The organism is Achromobacter sp. 18P8.1.1, assembly GCF_057799415.1.
Map to the genome: position 1 here is coordinate 1 of NZ_JBYOKH010000028.1, position 16,732 is coordinate 16,732.

14 protein-coding genes and 4 tRNA genes are annotated in these 16,732 nt (G+C 64.9%); 7 read left to right on the plus strand and 11 right to left on the minus strand.

The annotated features are described in order from the left end of the window. Window positions 1–41: 41 nt before the first annotated feature. The 7 genes from AC27VE_RS18155 to rnr all read right to left on the minus strand — a co-directional run bounded on the left by AC27VE_RS18155 (window position 42) and on the right by rnr (window position 7,444). A complete protein-coding gene (locus AC27VE_RS18155; protein WP_035213168.1) occupies window positions 42–839 on the minus strand; it encodes an energy transducer TonB in 798 nt (265 codons plus the stop codon). 347 nt (window positions 840–1,186) lie between these two features. Further along, a tRNA-Val gene (locus AC27VE_RS18160) sits at window positions 1,187–1,262 on the minus strand. 169 nt (window positions 1,263–1,431) lie between these two features. Then, window positions 1,432–1,704 carry an HU family DNA-binding protein gene (locus AC27VE_RS18165; protein WP_003812968.1) on the minus strand — a complete coding sequence of 91 codons (273 nt, stop codon included), beginning with the start codon at window positions 1,702–1,704 and terminating at the stop codon, window positions 1,432–1,434. Window positions 1,705–2,063: 359 nt separating this feature from the next. Continuing rightward, window positions 2,064–2,744: a Fe2+-dependent dioxygenase gene (locus tag AC27VE_RS18170; RefSeq protein ID WP_488704627.1), complete on the minus strand. Its 681-nt coding sequence runs from the start codon at window positions 2,742–2,744 to the stop codon at window positions 2,064–2,066. A 58-nt stretch (window positions 2,745–2,802) separates the two neighbouring features. Beyond that, window positions 2,803–4,047: a cystathionine gamma-synthase family protein gene (locus tag AC27VE_RS18175; protein WP_280029933.1), complete on the minus strand. Its 1,245-nt coding sequence runs from the start codon at window positions 4,045–4,047 to the stop codon at window positions 2,803–2,805. A 51-nt stretch (window positions 4,048–4,098) separates the two neighbouring features. Beyond that, window positions 4,099–4,836, minus strand: a complete 738-nt coding sequence (gene rlmB / locus AC27VE_RS18180; RefSeq protein WP_006224937.1) for a 23S rRNA (guanosine(2251)-2'-O)-methyltransferase RlmB — start codon at window positions 4,834–4,836, stop codon at window positions 4,099–4,101. A gap of 142 nt (window positions 4,837–4,978) precedes the next feature. Next, complete coding sequence (gene rnr / locus AC27VE_RS18185; RefSeq protein ID WP_035213170.1) at window positions 4,979–7,444, minus strand: ribonuclease R; 2,466 nt, start codon at window positions 7,442–7,444, stop codon at window positions 4,979–4,981. A gap of 222 nt (window positions 7,445–7,666) precedes the next feature. Between rnr and AC27VE_RS18190 the strand changes: the two genes are divergently transcribed. Continuing rightward, window positions 7,667–7,751 (plus strand) — tRNA-Leu (locus AC27VE_RS18190). 103 nt (window positions 7,752–7,854) lie between these two features. Continuing rightward, window positions 7,855–7,939, plus strand: a tRNA-Leu gene (locus AC27VE_RS18195). 206 nt (window positions 7,940–8,145) lie between these two features. Here AC27VE_RS18195 and AC27VE_RS18200 read toward each other — a convergent pair. Further along, entirely contained in the window at window positions 8,146–8,757 is a 612-nt protein-coding gene (locus AC27VE_RS18200) for a tRNA-uridine aminocarboxypropyltransferase (RefSeq protein WP_006224939.1), read from the minus strand. A 160-nt stretch (window positions 8,758–8,917) separates the two neighbouring features. On the opposite strand from AC27VE_RS18200, the gene AC27VE_RS18205 reads away from it, so the two are divergent. Further along, a tRNA-Leu gene (locus tag AC27VE_RS18205) sits at window positions 8,918–9,002 on the plus strand. 124 nt (window positions 9,003–9,126) lie between these two features. On the opposite strand, the gene AC27VE_RS18210 is transcribed toward AC27VE_RS18205, so the two are convergent. Beyond that, entirely contained in the window at window positions 9,127–9,576 is a 450-nt protein-coding gene (locus tag AC27VE_RS18210) for a GNAT family N-acetyltransferase (RefSeq protein ID WP_006224940.1), read from the minus strand. A 112-nt stretch (window positions 9,577–9,688) separates the two neighbouring features. Here AC27VE_RS18210 and AC27VE_RS18215 point away from each other — a divergent pair, with 112 nt between their 5' ends. The 4 genes from AC27VE_RS18215 (at window position 9,689) to AC27VE_RS18230 (ending at window position 14,723) form a co-directional block, all read left to right on the plus strand. Beyond that, a complete protein-coding gene (locus tag AC27VE_RS18215) occupies window positions 9,689–10,585 on the plus strand; it encodes a DMT family transporter (protein ID WP_488704628.1) in 897 nt (298 codons plus the stop codon). 38 nt (window positions 10,586–10,623) lie between these two features. Next, window positions 10,624–11,568, plus strand: coding sequence for an AEC family transporter (locus AC27VE_RS18220; protein ID WP_488704629.1), 945 nt, complete (start codon window positions 10,624–10,626; stop codon window positions 11,566–11,568). 175 nt (window positions 11,569–11,743) lie between these two features. Continuing rightward, entirely contained in the window at window positions 11,744–12,967 is a 1,224-nt protein-coding gene (locus AC27VE_RS18225) for a YeeE/YedE family protein (RefSeq protein WP_488704630.1), read from the plus strand. 115 nt (window positions 12,968–13,082) lie between these two features. Then, complete coding sequence (locus AC27VE_RS18230; protein WP_315844605.1) at window positions 13,083–14,723, plus strand: FMN-binding glutamate synthase family protein; 1,641 nt, start codon at window positions 13,083–13,085, stop codon at window positions 14,721–14,723. A gap of 27 nt (window positions 14,724–14,750) precedes the next feature. Here AC27VE_RS18230 and AC27VE_RS18235 read toward each other — a convergent pair whose 3' ends face one another. Continuing rightward, complete coding sequence (locus AC27VE_RS18235; protein ID WP_488704631.1) at window positions 14,751–16,127, minus strand: phospholipase D-like domain-containing protein; 1,377 nt, start codon at window positions 16,125–16,127, stop codon at window positions 14,751–14,753. A 138-nt stretch (window positions 16,128–16,265) separates the two neighbouring features. Next, entirely contained in the window at window positions 16,266–16,598 is a 333-nt protein-coding gene (locus tag AC27VE_RS18240; RefSeq protein WP_088590621.1) for an ElaB/YgaM/YqjD family protein, read from the minus strand. Window positions 16,599–16,732: the final 134 nt, after the last annotated feature.

Consider the following 16,732-nt stretch of genomic DNA (forward strand, 5'->3'; position numbering starts at 1 on the left):
CCTGCGCCACCAGGGTGGCGCTATGCAGTGCGTTGGACATCTCAGTTCCTCATTACGAAATCGAACGGAATTTTGGCTTTGGCGGGATAGGCCACGCCGTTACGGGTATAGGGCTTGAACTTGGCCTTGCGGGCGGCGGTCAGTGCCGATTCGTCCAGTCTCGGGAAACCCGATGACGTGTCGATCGAGGCGCGGTCCACCAGGCCCTGCGTATTGATCTCCACCAGCACCAGCACCCGTCCCTCTTCCCGCATGCGGCGTGAGGTCTGCGGGTAGACGGGCATGGGGCGCGCACCCTGGAACTCGATGCTCGACACCAGGATCGGCTGGTCAGGCGGAGGCCCTTGCTGCGGGCTCTGCGAGGCCTGCGCACCATCCGTCGCGCCAGCGGGCGGCGTCTGCGGAGGCGGCGTCTCGGGCTTGGGCTCGGGTTTGACTTCCTGCTTGGGCTGGGGCTTGGGTTTGGGCTTCGGTTTGGGCTTGGGCGCCGGCATCGGCGGCTTCTCGACCACCGGCTCGGGTTCCGGTTCGGGCTCGGGCTTCAACTCGGGTTCGGGCTCGGGTTCCGGCTCGATCTCGGGTTGCGGCTCGGGCGGCGGTTCGACGACCGGCTGCGGCACTTCCGGCGTGGGTTCAGCCTTCGCGATCTGCGGGATGGGCGCATCCACCAGACTGACCATGACGGCCTCGGGCTCCTCCAGTTCAGGACGATTCGCAGGAGCCATGAAAATGGCACCGATCACTGCCGCATGAAGCGCGACAACCGCCAGGCCAGCGCCTGCACGTATACCAAATGAAGACGGCGAAGATGAATTCCAACCGCGTTGAAAACTAGGCATGAATCAGCCAGGGGTGCATTGACTTATCCGGCCAGCCAGGAAGAAGACGCACACGAAAAAGTGACGCCGGTTGGCCGGTACAAGCCGAACATAATATCTTAAATGCGAATGATTCGCACGTCCTATTTCGTCTGGGCTAGCGTAGCACCCCTGGGCGCGCATCCGTTCCGAATGCATAAAACGTTTACGAAAAAATCTGGCGCCCCGGAAATGGCGGGGACAACCGGGGCCGGCCCGCACGCGAAAACGGGGGCCCGAAAACAAAAAACCCGCCACGGTGACGTGTGCGGGTCTTGTGTGCGGCAGGAAGGGAACCCTTGGGGATCCAAACCGCCTGCGTGGGCTTCTGGTGGGTGCTACAGGGGTCGAACCTGTGACCTACGCCTTGTAAGGGCGCCGCTCTACCAACTGAGCTAAGCACCCGATCCTGACTGCTTATCGCTGCTTGCCACTCGCCATCAATGTGATGATTCGTGCCAGGCAAACTGCCAACTCGGGGTACTCAAAAGCAATACGCGGGCCGGAGTATACCGGACCGCGTAGTTGTCGGCAAATCGCTTGGGGCCAATGCCCGGCGACCGCCATGCCGTCCTTAGTTGACGGCGTCCTTCAGGGCCTTGCCCGGACGGAACTTCGGCACCTTGGCCTTCTTGATCTTGATGGTTTCGCCGGTACGCGGATTACGGCCGGTGCGAGCAGCGCGAGCCGACACGGCAAACGTGCCAAAGCCAACCAGCGTGACCGTACCGCCCTTCTTCAGGGTGGTCTTGACGGCACCGATCAAGGCGTCGAGCGAACGACCGGCGGCAGCCTTGGAGATATCGGCCTTGCTGGCGATGTGATCGATGAGTTCGGTTTTGTTCATTCAGGTGTACCCCTCACAAGGTATTGAGTCTGGCGAGGCCGTGCGGTTCATGGCTGTCAAGATGGGACGCCACAAACCAACGCATGGCCCGACAAACGACGAACAGACAGTGGATAAACTTTTTTCTTGCGCTGCAAAGCACAACTTTTAAACTGCTGCGCCGCTTAGGTTTTGATGGCTTTGATGCCGTCAAACCGTCAGCGACGCAGACATGTATTAGGCCTTGGCGGGGCGCGGCTGTCAAGCGAAAACCTCACCACAACCCGCGCCAATACTAGCTTTTAGCTGATTTCGCAATATACAAAAACGCGCATTTCGGTGTTTGCGCGACACCGTCCGGATATCGTTTCAAGCCTGAATCAAACATCGACCCAACGACGCAGCAAATTGTGATAAATGCCCGTCAGCTGCACGATGGAAGGATGCCCCGCGGCATCCTGGTTCAGACGCTGTATGGCCACATCCATGTCCAGCAGCAAGGCGCGCTGGCTGTCTTCCCGCACCAGGCTCTGCATCCAGAAGAACGAGCTCACGCGCGCTCCGCGCGTCACGGGATTCACCTTGTGCAGGCTCGTGCCCGGGTACAGCACCATGTGCCCTGCAGGCAGCTTTACCGCCCGCGGCCCGTAGGTGTCGTCGATGACGAGCTCGCCGCCGTCGTAGGAATCGGGTTCAGAGAAGAACAGCGTGGCGGACAGGTCGGTGCGCACGCGCTCGGCCGTGCCGGTAATGCCGCGCACCGCGTTGTCCACGTGATAGCCGAAGGCTTCGCCGCCTTCATAGCGGTTGAATAGCGGGGGGAATATCTTGCGAGGCAACGCGGCCGACATGAACAGGTTGTTCGCCGCCAGTCGCTGCAGGATCAGGTTGCCCAGCTCTTCTGCAAGCGGGTGCTGCTCGTGCAACTGGCGGTTGCGCTTGACCTCGGCCGACTGGTAGCCCGCCGTGACCTTGCCGTCCACCCAGTCGGCGGCGTCCAGCCTGGCCCGGATATCCGCTGCTTCTTGCGGCGTGAAAACTTCTGCGATCTGTATAAGCATGAGAACCGTCCCGATTGCAAAGCCGGCGCGCCCTCGCGCCCGGCTTGCGCTTGCCGCATTATCCCTTCAGGCAGCCGGTCAGCGCCTGATCGAAATCAAACAGCAAATCGGCCTCGTCCTCGATGCCCACCGATACCCGGATGAGGCTGTCGGCAATGCCCATCTGCTTGCGGCGTTCGGCGCCCATCTCGTAATAGATGGTGTGCGCGGCAGGCAGCGCCAGGCTGCGCGTGTCGCCCAGGTGCGTGGCCATCAGCACGATGCGCAGGCGATTCAGGAAATCGAAGCAATCGACGCCATCGGCCAGCTCCACACCCAGCAGCCCGCCGAAGCGCGCGCCGAACAGCGCCGTCGCCCGCGCATGCTGCGGATGGCCTGCCAGGCCCGGATAGTGCACCTTGGCCACGCCGGGGTGCTCTTCCAGGAAACGCGCCAGCGCCAGCGCGTTGGCGCAGTGCTTGGCCATGCGCAGCGCCAGCGTCTCGGCGCCCACCGCGATCCGGTGCGCGGGCTCGGCGGCCAGCGTGCCGCCCATGTCGCGCAAGCCCTTCTTCTTGATCTGAGTCAGCCCCCAACCGGTGGACGGGCCCTTGCGGTACGCGTCATAGATGTTGGAGTAGTCGGACCAGTCGTACAGGCCGGTGTCGGTAACCGAGCCGCCCAGCGCGTTGCCATGGCCGCCGATGTACTTCGACAAGGAATTCATGACCAGCGACGCACCCACCGTCGAGGGGCGGAACATCCACGGCGAGGTCAGCGTGTTGTCCACGACGTAGACCAGGTTCTTCTCGCGGCAGATCTCGCCGATGACGGCCAGGTCGGCAATCTGCGTGCCCGGGTTGGCAATCGTCTCGGTAAAGACCATGCGCGTGTTGGGCTGGATCGCAGCGCGCACCTGGGCCGAGTCCGTCGCGTCCACGAAGGTGATCTCCACGCCCAGCTCAAGCAGCGTGCCCAGCAGGCTGTTGGTGTTGCCGAACACGAACTGGCTGGACACCAGATGGTCGCCCCGGCGCAGCAGCGTCGTGAAGATGGCCGACAGCGCGGCCATCCCCGTGGCGAAGCTGACCGTGCCCTTGCCGCCTTCCATGTGGTTGATCTTGGCTTCCAGCGCCGTGGTGGTGGGCGTACCCTGGCGCGCGTAAGTGAAGCCCGCCTTCCCCTGGAACACCGCAGCCAGCTCGCGGGCGTCGTCATAGGCGAACTCCGACGACGGATGCATGGGCTTGTGCACCGCTCCGTGCTCGACGGATTGTTGGCGGTCGGAATGGAGGATCGTGGTGGTAAAGCCGTTCTGGTGCATGATGGGCTGACGCGTAAAGGAAGAGCTACGAATAAGTCGGGTCGGGCAAAATCAGGATTGGCGCTGGCGCACGGTCTCGTACAGGCAGACGGCGCTGGCCACGCTGACGTTCAGGCTTTCCACCGAACCCAGCATGGGGATGTTCACCAGTTGGTCGCAGGTTTCCCGCGTCAGGCGGCGCATGCCCTCGCCTTCCGCCCCCATGACCCACGCCATCGGCTGGCGCGCATCGATCTTGTGCATGCTGTCGGTCGCCTGGTCGTCGGTGCCGACCAGCCAGACGCCGCGGTCCTTCAGGCTGCGCATCGTGCGCGCCAGATTGGTGACCATCACGTACGGCACGGTGTCGGCGGCGCCGCAGGCCACGCGCTGCACCGTGGCGTTCAAGCCCACGGCACGGTCGCGCGGCGCGATCACGGCGTGCACGCCGGCGGCATCCGCGGTGCGCAGGCAGGCGCCCAGGTTGTGGGGATCGGTCACGCCGTCCAGGATCAGCAGCAGCGGCGGGCCCTCGATCACGTCGAGCACCTCATCCACGTCCACCGCCAGTTGGCGTTCGTCGGCCAGGGCCACCACGCCTTGATGGCGCGTGCCGCGCGACAGGCCGTCCAGGCGCTCCATCGGCACCGGATGCAGGCGGCAGCCCGCCTTTTCGGCTTGCTCGATGAACGTCTGCATCCGCTTGTCGCGGCGCGACGCCTCTACATAGATTTCCTTGATCGACTCGGGCGCGTGACGCAGCCGCGCGACAACCGCGTGAAACCCGGCCAGAACTTGGGTCGACGCCATAAATGCAATACCTTTAGATAAACGAATACCCGCCCCAAAGGGGGCGGGCCACCGGACCAAGCCGGCCATCAGCGCAATGTTACCCCTTATGGCCGCGCCGCCCTAAGACGGGCTGGCCATAACGGGGCGCATTCAGGGCAGATCAGTGCCGCTTGTGCGTCGCCTTCTTGGCCGGCGCGGCGCGTTTGGCTGCCCTGGGCGGCTTGCCCGCCTTCTTGGCGTCCGCGCGCCGCTCCTTGGCGGTCTGTCCCTTCAGGGCGGCCGGCTTGGGCGCCGCCGCCTTCTTCACGCGGCGCATCGGCTCTTCCGGCCCACGGGCCGCCGCCTTGCGCAGCGCGTCGAAACTCGTGCCTTGCACCAGGCGGAATTCGATGCGGCGCGCTTCCAGATCCACGCGCGCCACCTGCACCTGCACCTTGTCGGTCAAGCGATACCGCATGCCGGTGCGCTCACCGCGCAGTTCGTGCAGGGCGTCGTTGAACTGGAAGTACTCGCCGCCCAGTTCGGAGACGTGCACCAGCCCTTCGACGTGCAGCGTATCCAGCGTGACGAAGATGCCGAAGCTGGCCACGCCGGTGACGGTGCCGCTGAAGTCTTCGCCCACACGCTCCTTGACGAACCAGCACTTGAGCCAGGCCTCGACGTCGCGCGACGCCTCATCGGCGCGGCGTTCGCTGGCCGACAGCACCAGGCCCATCTTTTCCCAGATGGCGTGCTCGTGTTCCTTCTGCGTGCGGCCGATGACGACCGCCTGGTCGTCCAGGCTGGGCACATAGCGCTGCCCGGCCAGCAAGGCCTTGATCACCCGGTGCGTCAGCAGGTCGGGATAGCGGCGGATGGGCGACGTGAAGTGGCTGTAGCCCGGGTAAGACAGGCCGAAGTGGCCCATATTGTCGGGGCTGTAGACGGCCTGCTGCATGGAACGCAGGCACATGGTCTGCAGCAGCTGGTAGTCGGGACGGCCGCGCACGGTATCCAGGAAATCGCCGTAATCCTTGGCGGTAGGCGTTTCGCCACCGCCCATCGACAGGCCCATCGTGCGCAGGAATTCGCGCAGCGACTGCAGGCGTTCCGGGGTGGGACCTTCGTGGATGCGGTACAGGCCCGGATGCTTGCTGCGCGTCATGAAGTCGGCCGCGCAGGTGTTGGCGGCCAACATGCATTCTTCGATCAGCTTGTGGGCATCGTTGCGCACCGACGGGACGATCTGTTCAATCCGGCCCAGTTCGTTGCAGACGATCTTGGTCTCGACCGTGTCGAAATCAATGGCGCCGCGCTTCTTGCGGCCCTGCACCAGTAACTGGAACAGCTCGTACAGGTGCTGGACCTGCGGCATGACGGCGCGCATCGCCGCGGCGGCCGGGCCGCCGGGCTGCTGCAAGGCCGCCCAGATGTTCGTGTAGGTGGTGCGGGCATGCGAGTGCATCACCGCGTTGTAGAACTGGTAGGCCGTTACCGTGCCGGCCTTGGCGCCGGTGGCCGGAATCACCATGTCGCAGACCAGCACCAGGCGGTCCACGTCGGGGTTCAGCGAACACAAGCCATTGGACAGCGTCTCGGGCAGCATCGGAATAACGCGGCGCGGGAAGTAGACGCTGGTGCCGCGTTCGATCGCGTCATCGTCCAAGGCGTCGCCCGGGCGCACATAGTGGCTGACGTCGGCAATGGCCACCAGCAAACGCCAACCCGGGCGCTTGCGCTGGCCCGTGCCCAGTTCGACGGGTTCGCAATAGACGGCATCGTCGAAGTCGCGCGCGTCTTCGCCATCGATGGTGATCAGCGGCACATCGCGCAAGTCCACGCGGTCTTTCAGGTCGCTCTTGCGCACCACGTCCGGCAGGCGCGCGGCCTGCTTGCGGGCGGCTTCCGAGAATTCGACGGGCACGTCGAACTTGCGCACCGCGATCTCGATTTCCATGCCGGGGTCATCGATTTCGCCCAGCACCTCGGCCACGCGGCCCAGCGGCTGCGTGTGGCGCGTGGGCTGTTCCATGATCTCGACCGCGACCACTTGCCCGTGCTGGGCGCCGTTGGTGTCACTGGGCGGAATCAGGATGTCGTGCTTGATGCGCTGGTCTTCGGGCACGACGATGGACAGGCCATGCTCGTGCAGGAAACGGCCCACCAGCTTGTTGGTGCGGCGTTCGATGACTTCGACGATGGTGCCTTCCGGCTTGCCGCGGTATTCGCCCGACGGCTTGACCAGCACGCGGTCGCCATGCAGCACCTTGAGCATTTCGCGCGGCGACAGGAACAGGTCCGGGCCGCCGTCATCACGCAGCAGGAAGCCGAAACCGTCGCGGTGACCCAGCACCTTGCCGGCGACAAAATCCAATTTGGTCGCGAGCAGCAACACGCCCTTGCGGTTGGGCATCAGTTGCCCGTCGCGTTCCATGGCGCCAAGCCGGCGCTCGAACCCGACCATCGTCGCGGCACGCTCTACGCCCATGCGCTCGGCCAATTCCACCGGAGACAACGGCGAACCCGCGGCACGCAGCGCGGTCAGAATGGCTTCACGGGACGGGACATCAGGATCGAAGTCCGGCGGCGCTTCGGGCAAGGGTGTTGATCTGTTGTTTTTCGATTCGTTATTCGATCGTTTTGCCAAAGCTGAAATTTCCGTATATAATGCGCAGCTTCTGTGGTTCGCCCAAGGCTGAACACTGAAGCAGAAATGGTCAGAGGGGTCGAAAGACCCATTGTAAAACCAACTGCGCTCGGGACGCATGTTTTAGTTAAGTAAGTACGCTGGAAACAACGTACAGGCCTTAATAAAAACAAAGCAACTAGAGCGGCAGCGTATCACATAGTTCTGACAGTATCTTTCAGTGCCCAGGTGGCGGAATTGGTAGACGCGCACGGTTCAGGTCCGTGTGCCGCAAGGTGTGGAGGTTCGAGTCCTCTCCTGGGCACCACGGAATTTAAATCGAATCAGCTTTCGGGCTGGCTTGATAAGAAAGCAGTAAATTAAAGAGCAGTAAAAATAGCAAGACGCGAAGTACGCAAGTATTTCCCAGTGCCCAGGTGGCGGAATTGGTAGACGCGCACGGTTCAGGTCCGTGTGCCGCAAGGTGTGGAGGTTCGAGTCCTCTCCTGGGCACCACCCGCATATAGGTCTAATCAGCAGCATGCTGGTTTTGATAGCAAGGCTGAAAGCCCCGAAAATCGAAAGATGTTCGGGGCTTTTGCTTTTTCCGCACGTATCCTTGCCCCGATCTTTATCCCCCGCCCTTTAAACGCATCTTCCCCGCATTCATCGTTGAGCGCCCTGCCATTATTTTCCAGGCCAGGCGCGCCCCACCGCTGGCATCAGCGCCACGGCACCTTGCGCTGCAGATGATGGCGCGCATACAGGTCTTCGCCCATGCCCTCGATCTGGCCGTCGATCAAGGCTTCGAAAGGCCGCAACAACGCATCGGCGTTCATCGGCGCCTCCAGCGCATTCAAGGCATGCGTCACGGCTTCGATCGTGGACAAGGCGCCCGGGATGTCCGCATGGCGCACGCGATAACGCGTCGTCAGCCCCGCCGGCAGCATCACGCGCGGTAGCGCCGCCAACTCAGGATTGATGTGCAGCAGCTTGCGCGCGTGCCCCCAGGTGCCGTCCGGCACGATCAATTGGATCGGCAGGTCCTGGTCCTGCCCATATCCGGGATGCAAAATGTCGGCCGCTGGACCGGGAAACAGCAGACGGGGCGCGTAACCGGGCTCCGCCCAATCGGCCGGCGAGAAATATTCGCCCACGACGCGCCGCGCGCCCGCCAACCCCAGGACGGCCAACCTGGCCGTGTTCAGCGCATGGCGCGCTTCGCTGGGATGCTGCAAGACCACGACGCGCGTGCGGCATGACAAGGAAGGAATGAGCGCGCACAGGCAGTGCGATTCGGGACGCAGGCAACGCGTGCAAAGGGTACGGGACATGGGGCGACACTATAGCGAAAGCCCGCCGCTCGAAAAAATGCAAAAAAGATGAAAAATGGTCGCCATTACTTGCACACCTTAAAAAAAGCATGCATAATCTCGTTCCTCTGCTGCTGAACAAGAAACGAAGCGAAAGCGACGCAACAAGTGAAGCACCAGCGCCCAGGTGGCGGAATTGGTAGACGCGCACGGTTCAGGTCCGTGTGCCGCAAGGTGTGGAGGTTCGAGTCCTCTCCTGGGCACCAATTATTACATCACGAGGTACCTGTCGTGATGCGCCAAGAAGAACCCCGTTCGTGAAAACGACCGGGGTTTTTTCTTTTTCGTCCCGGCCTTTTCAGCCCCGGCAGCGCCGGGGCCATGGGCGCCCTACTTCAGCACGCGGGTCATCACCACGTGCGGAATCCCGGCTTCGACGAATTCCTCGCCCTCCACGGTAAAGCCGTGCGCCTCGTAGAACCCGGCGGCATGGGTCTGCGCGTGCAGCACCAGCATGCGGTGGCCGTCGCCGTGGCCTTGCCCGATCAACGCATCCAGCAATTGGCCGCCTACCCCCATGCCACGCGCCTTCTTATGCACGGCCATGCGGCCGATATGGCCGTCGGGCAGCAATCGGCCCGTGCCCATCGGCGTGCCGTCAGGTCCGTAGGCCACGGCATGCACTGACACGGCATCGTCGTCATCCAGCTCGACCTCAGGGGGCACTCGCTGTTCGACGACGAACACCTCGTAGCGAACCGAGTAGGCATCTTCGCGCAGCCGGTCCCACGTACCCAACGCGATACGCACCGATGATTGCTTGTTGGTCGACATCTCCATTCCCTCGCGTGCAGCTTGTCAATAATAAATATCCTACGCCGCATTCTCGCAGGGATGACATCCAGGCGAAAAGGGGTACGATCGCGGCTTGCCCACGTTGCCTAGGCACGACATGACGCCCTCCGCCCCACCGGCTTGGCTGAAAGCCGCCCCCGCGCTTTTCCTGGTGTTGTGGTCCAGCGGCTTCGTCGTGCTCAAGATCGGGCTGGCCTATGCAGACCCGATGACGTTCCTGGCCGTGCGATACGCCTGCGTCGTCCTCATCCTGCTGCCTTTCATGCTGGTCCTGCGTCCGCCGCTGCCGCCGGGCGCCAGCGCCTGGGGCCATCTGGCGATGGTCGGGCTGCTATTGCAGGCCGGCTACTTCTGCTGCACCTATCTCTCGCTGAAGCTGGGCATGTCCGCGGGCGGCATGGCGCTGATCGCCTCGCTGCAGCCGATCCTGATCGGGCTGTTGGCGCCCCTGATCGCGCATGAACGCGTGGATGCGCGGCGTTGGGCCGGCCTGGGCCTGGGGGTCGCGGGCGCCGCGCTCGTCATCGTCGCCAAGGCGTCCATCGACGTGCTGGCGCCGCTGGGACTGCTGTTCGCCGTGGGCGCGCTGCTTTGCATCACGAGCGGCACCCTCTATGAAAAGCGCTATGGCGCGCAGACGCACCCCGTCACGTCCAACCTGGTGCAGTACGCCGTCGGGCTGGCCGTATCGGCGCCGCTGGCCTTCTGGCTGGAACCGATGCGCATCGAATGGACCGGCCCGTTGCTGGCGTCGCTGGCCTATCTGGTCGTGGGCAATTCGCTGGTTGCCATCACCTTGCTGCTGACGATGATCCGGCACGGCGAGGCCTCGCGCGTGTCGGCGCTGTTCTTCCTGGTACCGCCCTGCACGGCGGTCTTCGCCCTGATGGCGCTGGGCGAGCCCATTCCGCTGCTGGCCTGGCCTGGCATGGCGCTGGCGGGCATCGGCATCCTGCTCGTCACCCGCAGCGCGCGGGCGCCGCAAGTAGAATAGGCGCCTTCCCGCGCCCCTGGCCCGCCACACCGTCGACCATGAATGCCGTCGTTACCGCTGCCCTGCCCGTCTTTGCGCTGATCCTGACTGGCTGGCTGGCCGCCCGGCTCCAACTGCTGGGGCCCGGCGCCACCGACGCGCTGAACCGCTACGTGGTCTACCTGTCCTTGCCCGCGCTGCTGTTTCGCGCGATGACGCAGGTGGATCTTGCGCACATGGCGCACTGGGGTTTTGTCGGCGCATTCGCAGGCGGCATCGCGGTCACGTTCCTGGTGTCGTTCCTGCCGGGACGCGGCGGCCGGCGCGCGCTGACCGACCGCAGCATCGAAGGCCTGGCCGCGTCCTACGCCAATGCCGGCTACATGGGGATCCCCTTGTGCCTGGCGCTGTTTGGCGCCGAAAGCCTGGCGCCCGCCGCCTTCACCACGCTTCTGACCGCCAGCGTCCTGTTCGGCTTCGCCATCGCGATGATCGAGTTCGACCGCCAGCAGACGCCCAACGTGGCCGCCACGCTCATCAAGGTCGGGCGCGCGCTGATGCGCAACCCGCTGCTGGCCGCGCCGGTGCTGGGCCTGGCTTGGGCATCGACCGGCGTGGCGCTGCCGGAAGGCGTCGACCGCTACGTGTCGCTGCTGGGCGCATCGGCCAGCCCGTGCGCGCTGGTCACGATCGGCCTGTTCCTGGCGCAGACGGAAACCGCTACGGCGGGCCCCGGCGTCCTGCGTCTGGTGACGGGCAAACTGCTGCTGCAACCCGCCGTCACGGCGGTGCTGGCCTTCTACGTTTTTTCCATGCCCCCGCTCTGGGCCTGGACCGCCGTGCTGATGAGCGCGCTGCCGATCGGCACGGGTCCCTTCATGCTGGCCAAGATGTATGGCCGCGACGCACGGGTAACGTCGCGCGCCATCCTCGTCTCGACCGTGGCGTCAGTGTTGACCGTCAGCCTGCTGGTCGCCTGGATCAACGCGCACCCCATTTCCTGATCGCTCTTCATCGGGACCCCGCAGGGCGGCGTGCCATATATAACTATTAGTTATTATTGAAGCAGTAATCAATAGTTTGAAGGCGTTAAGGCCCGGCCTTACACTTTCGATATTCCGACGGGCGCCCTTTACGCGCCCGTTTGCATTGACGATCCAGATCCCACCGGGACGCCCCATGAGCTCCAACGCCTCTACCCTGCCCTTGCCCTCGGCCCTGCCGCCCATCCAGATCAACCGCGCGCCGCTCTGGATTGCGCTGCTGCTGGTGCTGGCCGGCGCGCTGTATTTGAACCAGACCGTCAGTTGGCGCCAAGGCGCGCTGTGGGTGGTTGGCGCACTGCTGGGCGTCACGCTTTATCACGCCTCGTTCGGCTTCACGCAAGCCTGGCGCGTCTTCGTGTCCGACCGCCGCGGCGCCGGCCTGCGCGCACAGATGTTCATGCTGGGCGTCGGGGTGCTGCTGTTCTTCCCCTTCCTCGCCTCGGGTTCGCTCTTCGGCCAGCCCGTCACGGGGCTGGTTTCGCCGCCGGGGGTGTCGGTCGTACTGGGCGCGTTCCTGTTCGGCATCGGCATGCAACTGGGCGGCGGCTGCGCGTCGGGCACGCTGTTCGCAGTCGGCGGCGGCAACACCCGCATGCTGGTCACGCTGCTGTTCTTCATCGTGGGCTCGGTGATCGCCACCGCCAATTTCGGCTGGTGGTCCACGCTGCCGGCGCTGGCACCTACCTCGCTCATCAAAACCTGGGGCCTGGCGCCCGCGCTCATCGCCAACCTGGCGGTGTTCGCGCTGATCGCCTGGGGTGCCACCGCGCTTGAGAAGCGCCGCCACGGCCATGTGATCTCGTTCGCGTCGCGCACCGCGCGGCCGGTCTCGCTGCTGCAGGGCCCCTGGCCGCTGATCTGGGGCGGCGTGGCGCTGGTGGTGTTGAACTTCGCGACGCTGGCGCTGGCGGGTCGCCCCTGGGGCATCACTTCGGCGTTTGCGCTGTGGGGCGCCAAGGCCTGGAACGCCATTGCCGGCGACGTGGCGACCTGGACCTACTGGAGCAAGCAGCCCGCGTTGGCGGCGCCCCTGCGCCAGGACGTCACGACCGTCATGGACATCGGCCTGATGCTGGGCGCGCTTGCCGCCGCCAGCGCCGCCGGCAAGTTCGCCCCCGTCTGGAAGGTGCCGGCCCGTTCGCTGGCCGGCGCCGTCATCGGCGGCCTGCTGCTGGGCTACGGCGCCCGTCTGGCCTTCGGCTGCAACATCGGCGCCTACTTCAGCGGCATTCTTTCGGGCAGCCTACACGCCTGGCTGTGGCTGCCGGCCGCATTCGCGGGCAGCGCGTTGGGTGTGCGCCTGCGCCCCGCCTTCGGACTGGCGGTGGAAAAGACACCGCCGCCCTCCAGCTGCTGACATCCCCCTGCCGGAAAACAGTGTTCCAGAACAGCCCCCTATTTCAGGGGGCTTTCTTTTTTTTCGGTGGTTCAGCTGGTGTATGGTTGCTGCATTCCGCAATACGGAGAGGACTATGAGCTGGATCGTCGGCCGCTACACGGCCTTTATCTTGACCCTGGCGGGCGCAGCCGTCACCGCCGTGCTGGCGTTCACGAGTTCGCTCTGGTGGCTGTGGGCCGCCGTTCCGCTGGCGATGCTGGGTGCGCTTGGCGTCTATGACCTGATCCAGACCCGCCATGCCATCCGGCGCAACTACCCGGTCCTGGGCAACCTGCGCTTCCTTTTCGAATTCATCCGCCCCGAGATCCGCCAGTACTTCCTGGAAGACGACACGCAGGCCGCGCCGTTCTCGCGCGCGCAGCGCTCCATCGTGTACCAGCGCGCCAAGCGCGAGATCGACAAACGCCCCTTCGGCACGCAAGAAGACGTCTACGGCGACCGCTACGAATGGATCAACCATTCCATGTCGCCCTCGCACATCAACGACACGGACTTCCGCGTCACCGTGGGGGGGCCCGACTGCAAGCAGCCCTACTCCATGTCGGCGTTCAATGTGTCGGCCATGAGCTTCGGCGCGCTGTCGGCCAACGCCATCCTGGCGCTGAACGAAGGCGCGCGCCAGGGCAATTTCGCGCACGACACGGGCGAAGGCGGCATCAGCCGCTACCACCGCCAGCCCGGCGGCAGCCTGGTATGGAACATCGGTTCGGGCTACTTCGGTTGCCGCGACGAGCACGGCGCGTTCTCGGAAGAAGCCTTCGTCAAGAACGCCTGTACGCCGCAGGTGAAGATGATCGAAATCAAGCTGTCCCAAGGCGCCAAACCGGGGCACGGCGGCATCCTGCCCGCGGGCAAGGTCACGCCCGAAATCGCGGAAGCGCGGGGCGTGGCCGCCTGGCAGGATTGCAATTCGCCAGCCAGCCATTCGGCCTTCGACACGCCCATCGGGCTGATGAAATTCGTGGCACGCTTGCGCGAGTTGTCCGGCGGAAAGCCGGTGGGCTTCAAGTTCTGCGTGGGCCACCCGTGGGAATGGTTCGCCATCGTCAAGGCCATGCTGGAGACCGGCATCACGCCGGACTTCATCGTGGTGGATGGCGCGGAAGGCGGCACTGGTGCCGCGCCCGTGGAGTTCGTTGACCACGTCGGCACGCCGCTGCGCGAAGCGCTGCGCCTGGTGCACAACACGCTGATCGGCGTGAACCTGCGCGACCGCATCAAGCTGGGCGCGTCAGGCAAGATCATCACCGCGTTCGACATGGCGCGCGTCATGGCCATGGGCGCCGACTGGTGCAACGCCGCGCGCGGCTTCATGTTTGCCATCGGCTGCATCCAGGCGCAGGCGTGCCATACCGGCAAATGCCCCACGGGCGTCACCACTCAGGACCCCATGCGCCAACGCGCACTCGTCGTGCCCGACAAGGCGCAGCGCGTGGCTTACTTCCACAGCAACACGCTGCACGCCCTGGCGGAACTGCTGGCCGCCGCGGGCCTGACACACCCCAATCAGCTGCGTCCGCACCACATCGCGCGCCGCATCTCTTCCAGTGAAATCCGGCTGCTGTCGGCGCTGTTCCCGGAATTGGCGCCCGGCGAACTGCTGCGCGGCGAATTCCGCCACCAGGTGTTCCGCGTGGGCTGGGCGATGGCGCAGGCGCAGTCGTTCCAACCGACGCGCGACATCACCACCGCGCTGGCCGAACAGCACGTCTAGCCACAAGCGCAGGCGGATGTCCGGACGCTACAGCCAGCGCTCGAACATCCGCGAAAAGAACTCCATGAAGCGATCATCGGCGCCACGGTTGCGCCAGTCTTCGGGCGTGATCTGCACCGAGTCGGCCACATCGCGCTGGAACAGGGCCTCCATTTCGCTGGCGAACTCGGGGCCCAGCACCACCGCATTGATTTCGTAGTTCAGCGCAAAACTGCGCCAGTCCATATTGCTGGAGCCCACGGTGGACCACACGCCGTCCACGACCGCCGTCTTGGCGTGCAGCAAGGCATCGCGCCGCTCGTAGAGCTTCACGCCCGCTTTCAGCAATTCCGTGTAGTGCGAACGCCCCGCGTTGAACACCAGCGACGAATCGGAAAAGCCCGGCAACACCAGCACCACATCCACACCGCGGCGCGCGGCGCCAGACAGTACGTCGATGAACGCCGGATCGGGCACGAAGTACGCCATCGTGATGTGGATGGACTTCTGCGCGCTTTCAAACGCGGACATCAGCGTCAGGTAGACCGTATAGCCATCGCTGCGATCGGGCTGGTTGGCCAGGATGCGCACGCGGGTGTCGCCCACGGCTGGCGCGATCGGGGCGCCGCCCGCGGCAAGCGGCTCGTCGGACTGCGATGCCCAGCCGGCCTGGATGACCTGCTCAAGTTGCGCGACTGCGGGCCCTTCGATACGCAGGTGGGTATCGCGCCACGGCGCCGTTTTCGCATCGCCTCCGCCCTTGCCGTCGCCCTTGCCCGCGCCGCGCCCCGGACTGGACCCCGCGCCCGATCCTGACCCGCCCCCGGGCGAAGACTCGTACACGCTGCTGACGTTGATGCCGCCCAGATAGCCGACCTTGCCGTCCACCACCAGCACCTTGCGGTGGTTGCGCTGGTTCGGCGACCAGCCTGCCCGCGCACTGGCCGGATTGACGGGATTGAACACCGCCACCTGCACGCCCGCGTCCCGCAGGCGCTGGAACAGCGCATCCGGGGTCTTGAGCGTGCCCACCGCGTCCACCATCAAGGCCACATCGGCCCCGCGGTTGCGCGCCGCGATCAAGGCCTCGGCAAAGCGCGCGCCTTCCGCGTCGTCGTCGAAGATATAAGTTTCCATGTGCACGTACCGGCGAGCCTGCCCGATGGACTGCAGCATGGCCTGGTAGGTGCTGGGGCCGTCGGCCAGGAGCCGGACACGGTTGCCCGCCGATAGCGGCGTGCCGCTGACGGCCTGCTCGACGGCCAGATGGCGCGCCAGGAAATCGTCTTTGGGAGTTTTTGCATCCGCCGCAATGCCTTGCCCGCGGCGGTAGCTGTCGCGGGCCGCCTCGGCGGACAAGCCTGCCTGCGCCTTGCGCGCATCTCGCTCCTGCGCGCTGGGCACACTGGCGCAAGCGGCCAGCATGGCGACAGCGCATGCCAGGAACAGCGTTTCTGCCCAGCGGCGCGCGCCGGGCAGCCATGAGGCTATCCTCGAGCGCCCTCCGCGCCGGCGCGCGGCCGGCGTCGGAGGCTGCACTGGTGGCCTCATGGCGAGACCGGCTTAGCGCCTGCCGCTTGCCACCAGGCAGCCCAGCAGCGCGCCGACCAGGGCGGCCACGCCGACGGACTTCCAGGCATGTTCATGCACGTACTCGTCGGCGTACGCCGTGGCGCGGCGGGCGCGTTCGCGCGCGGCGCCTTCCCAGTCACCCGCCTGGTCGCGGGCGTCGGCCAACTGCTGCTTCAGGCGAGCGCGGGCCGATTCGATTTCGGAGCCGGTATAGGAAGCCGTCGAACGCAAGAGGTCTTCCGTGCCGGCAAGCAGCTCATGGAAGCTGTCGTTGACCCGGTCGCGATGCAAAGCCATCTCGGCGCGTTGGTGCTTTCGATTCATAGTCGCTCCTTGTGAAGGTATTGGGCCTGCCGTTGTGCCGCCGTTCCGACGCGATTGCACGTCCGCGGGGCCATCCGGTTGACCATGTCCCCATTGTGCCGATCATTCGGCACCGCCGCCCGAGCTTTGGCAAC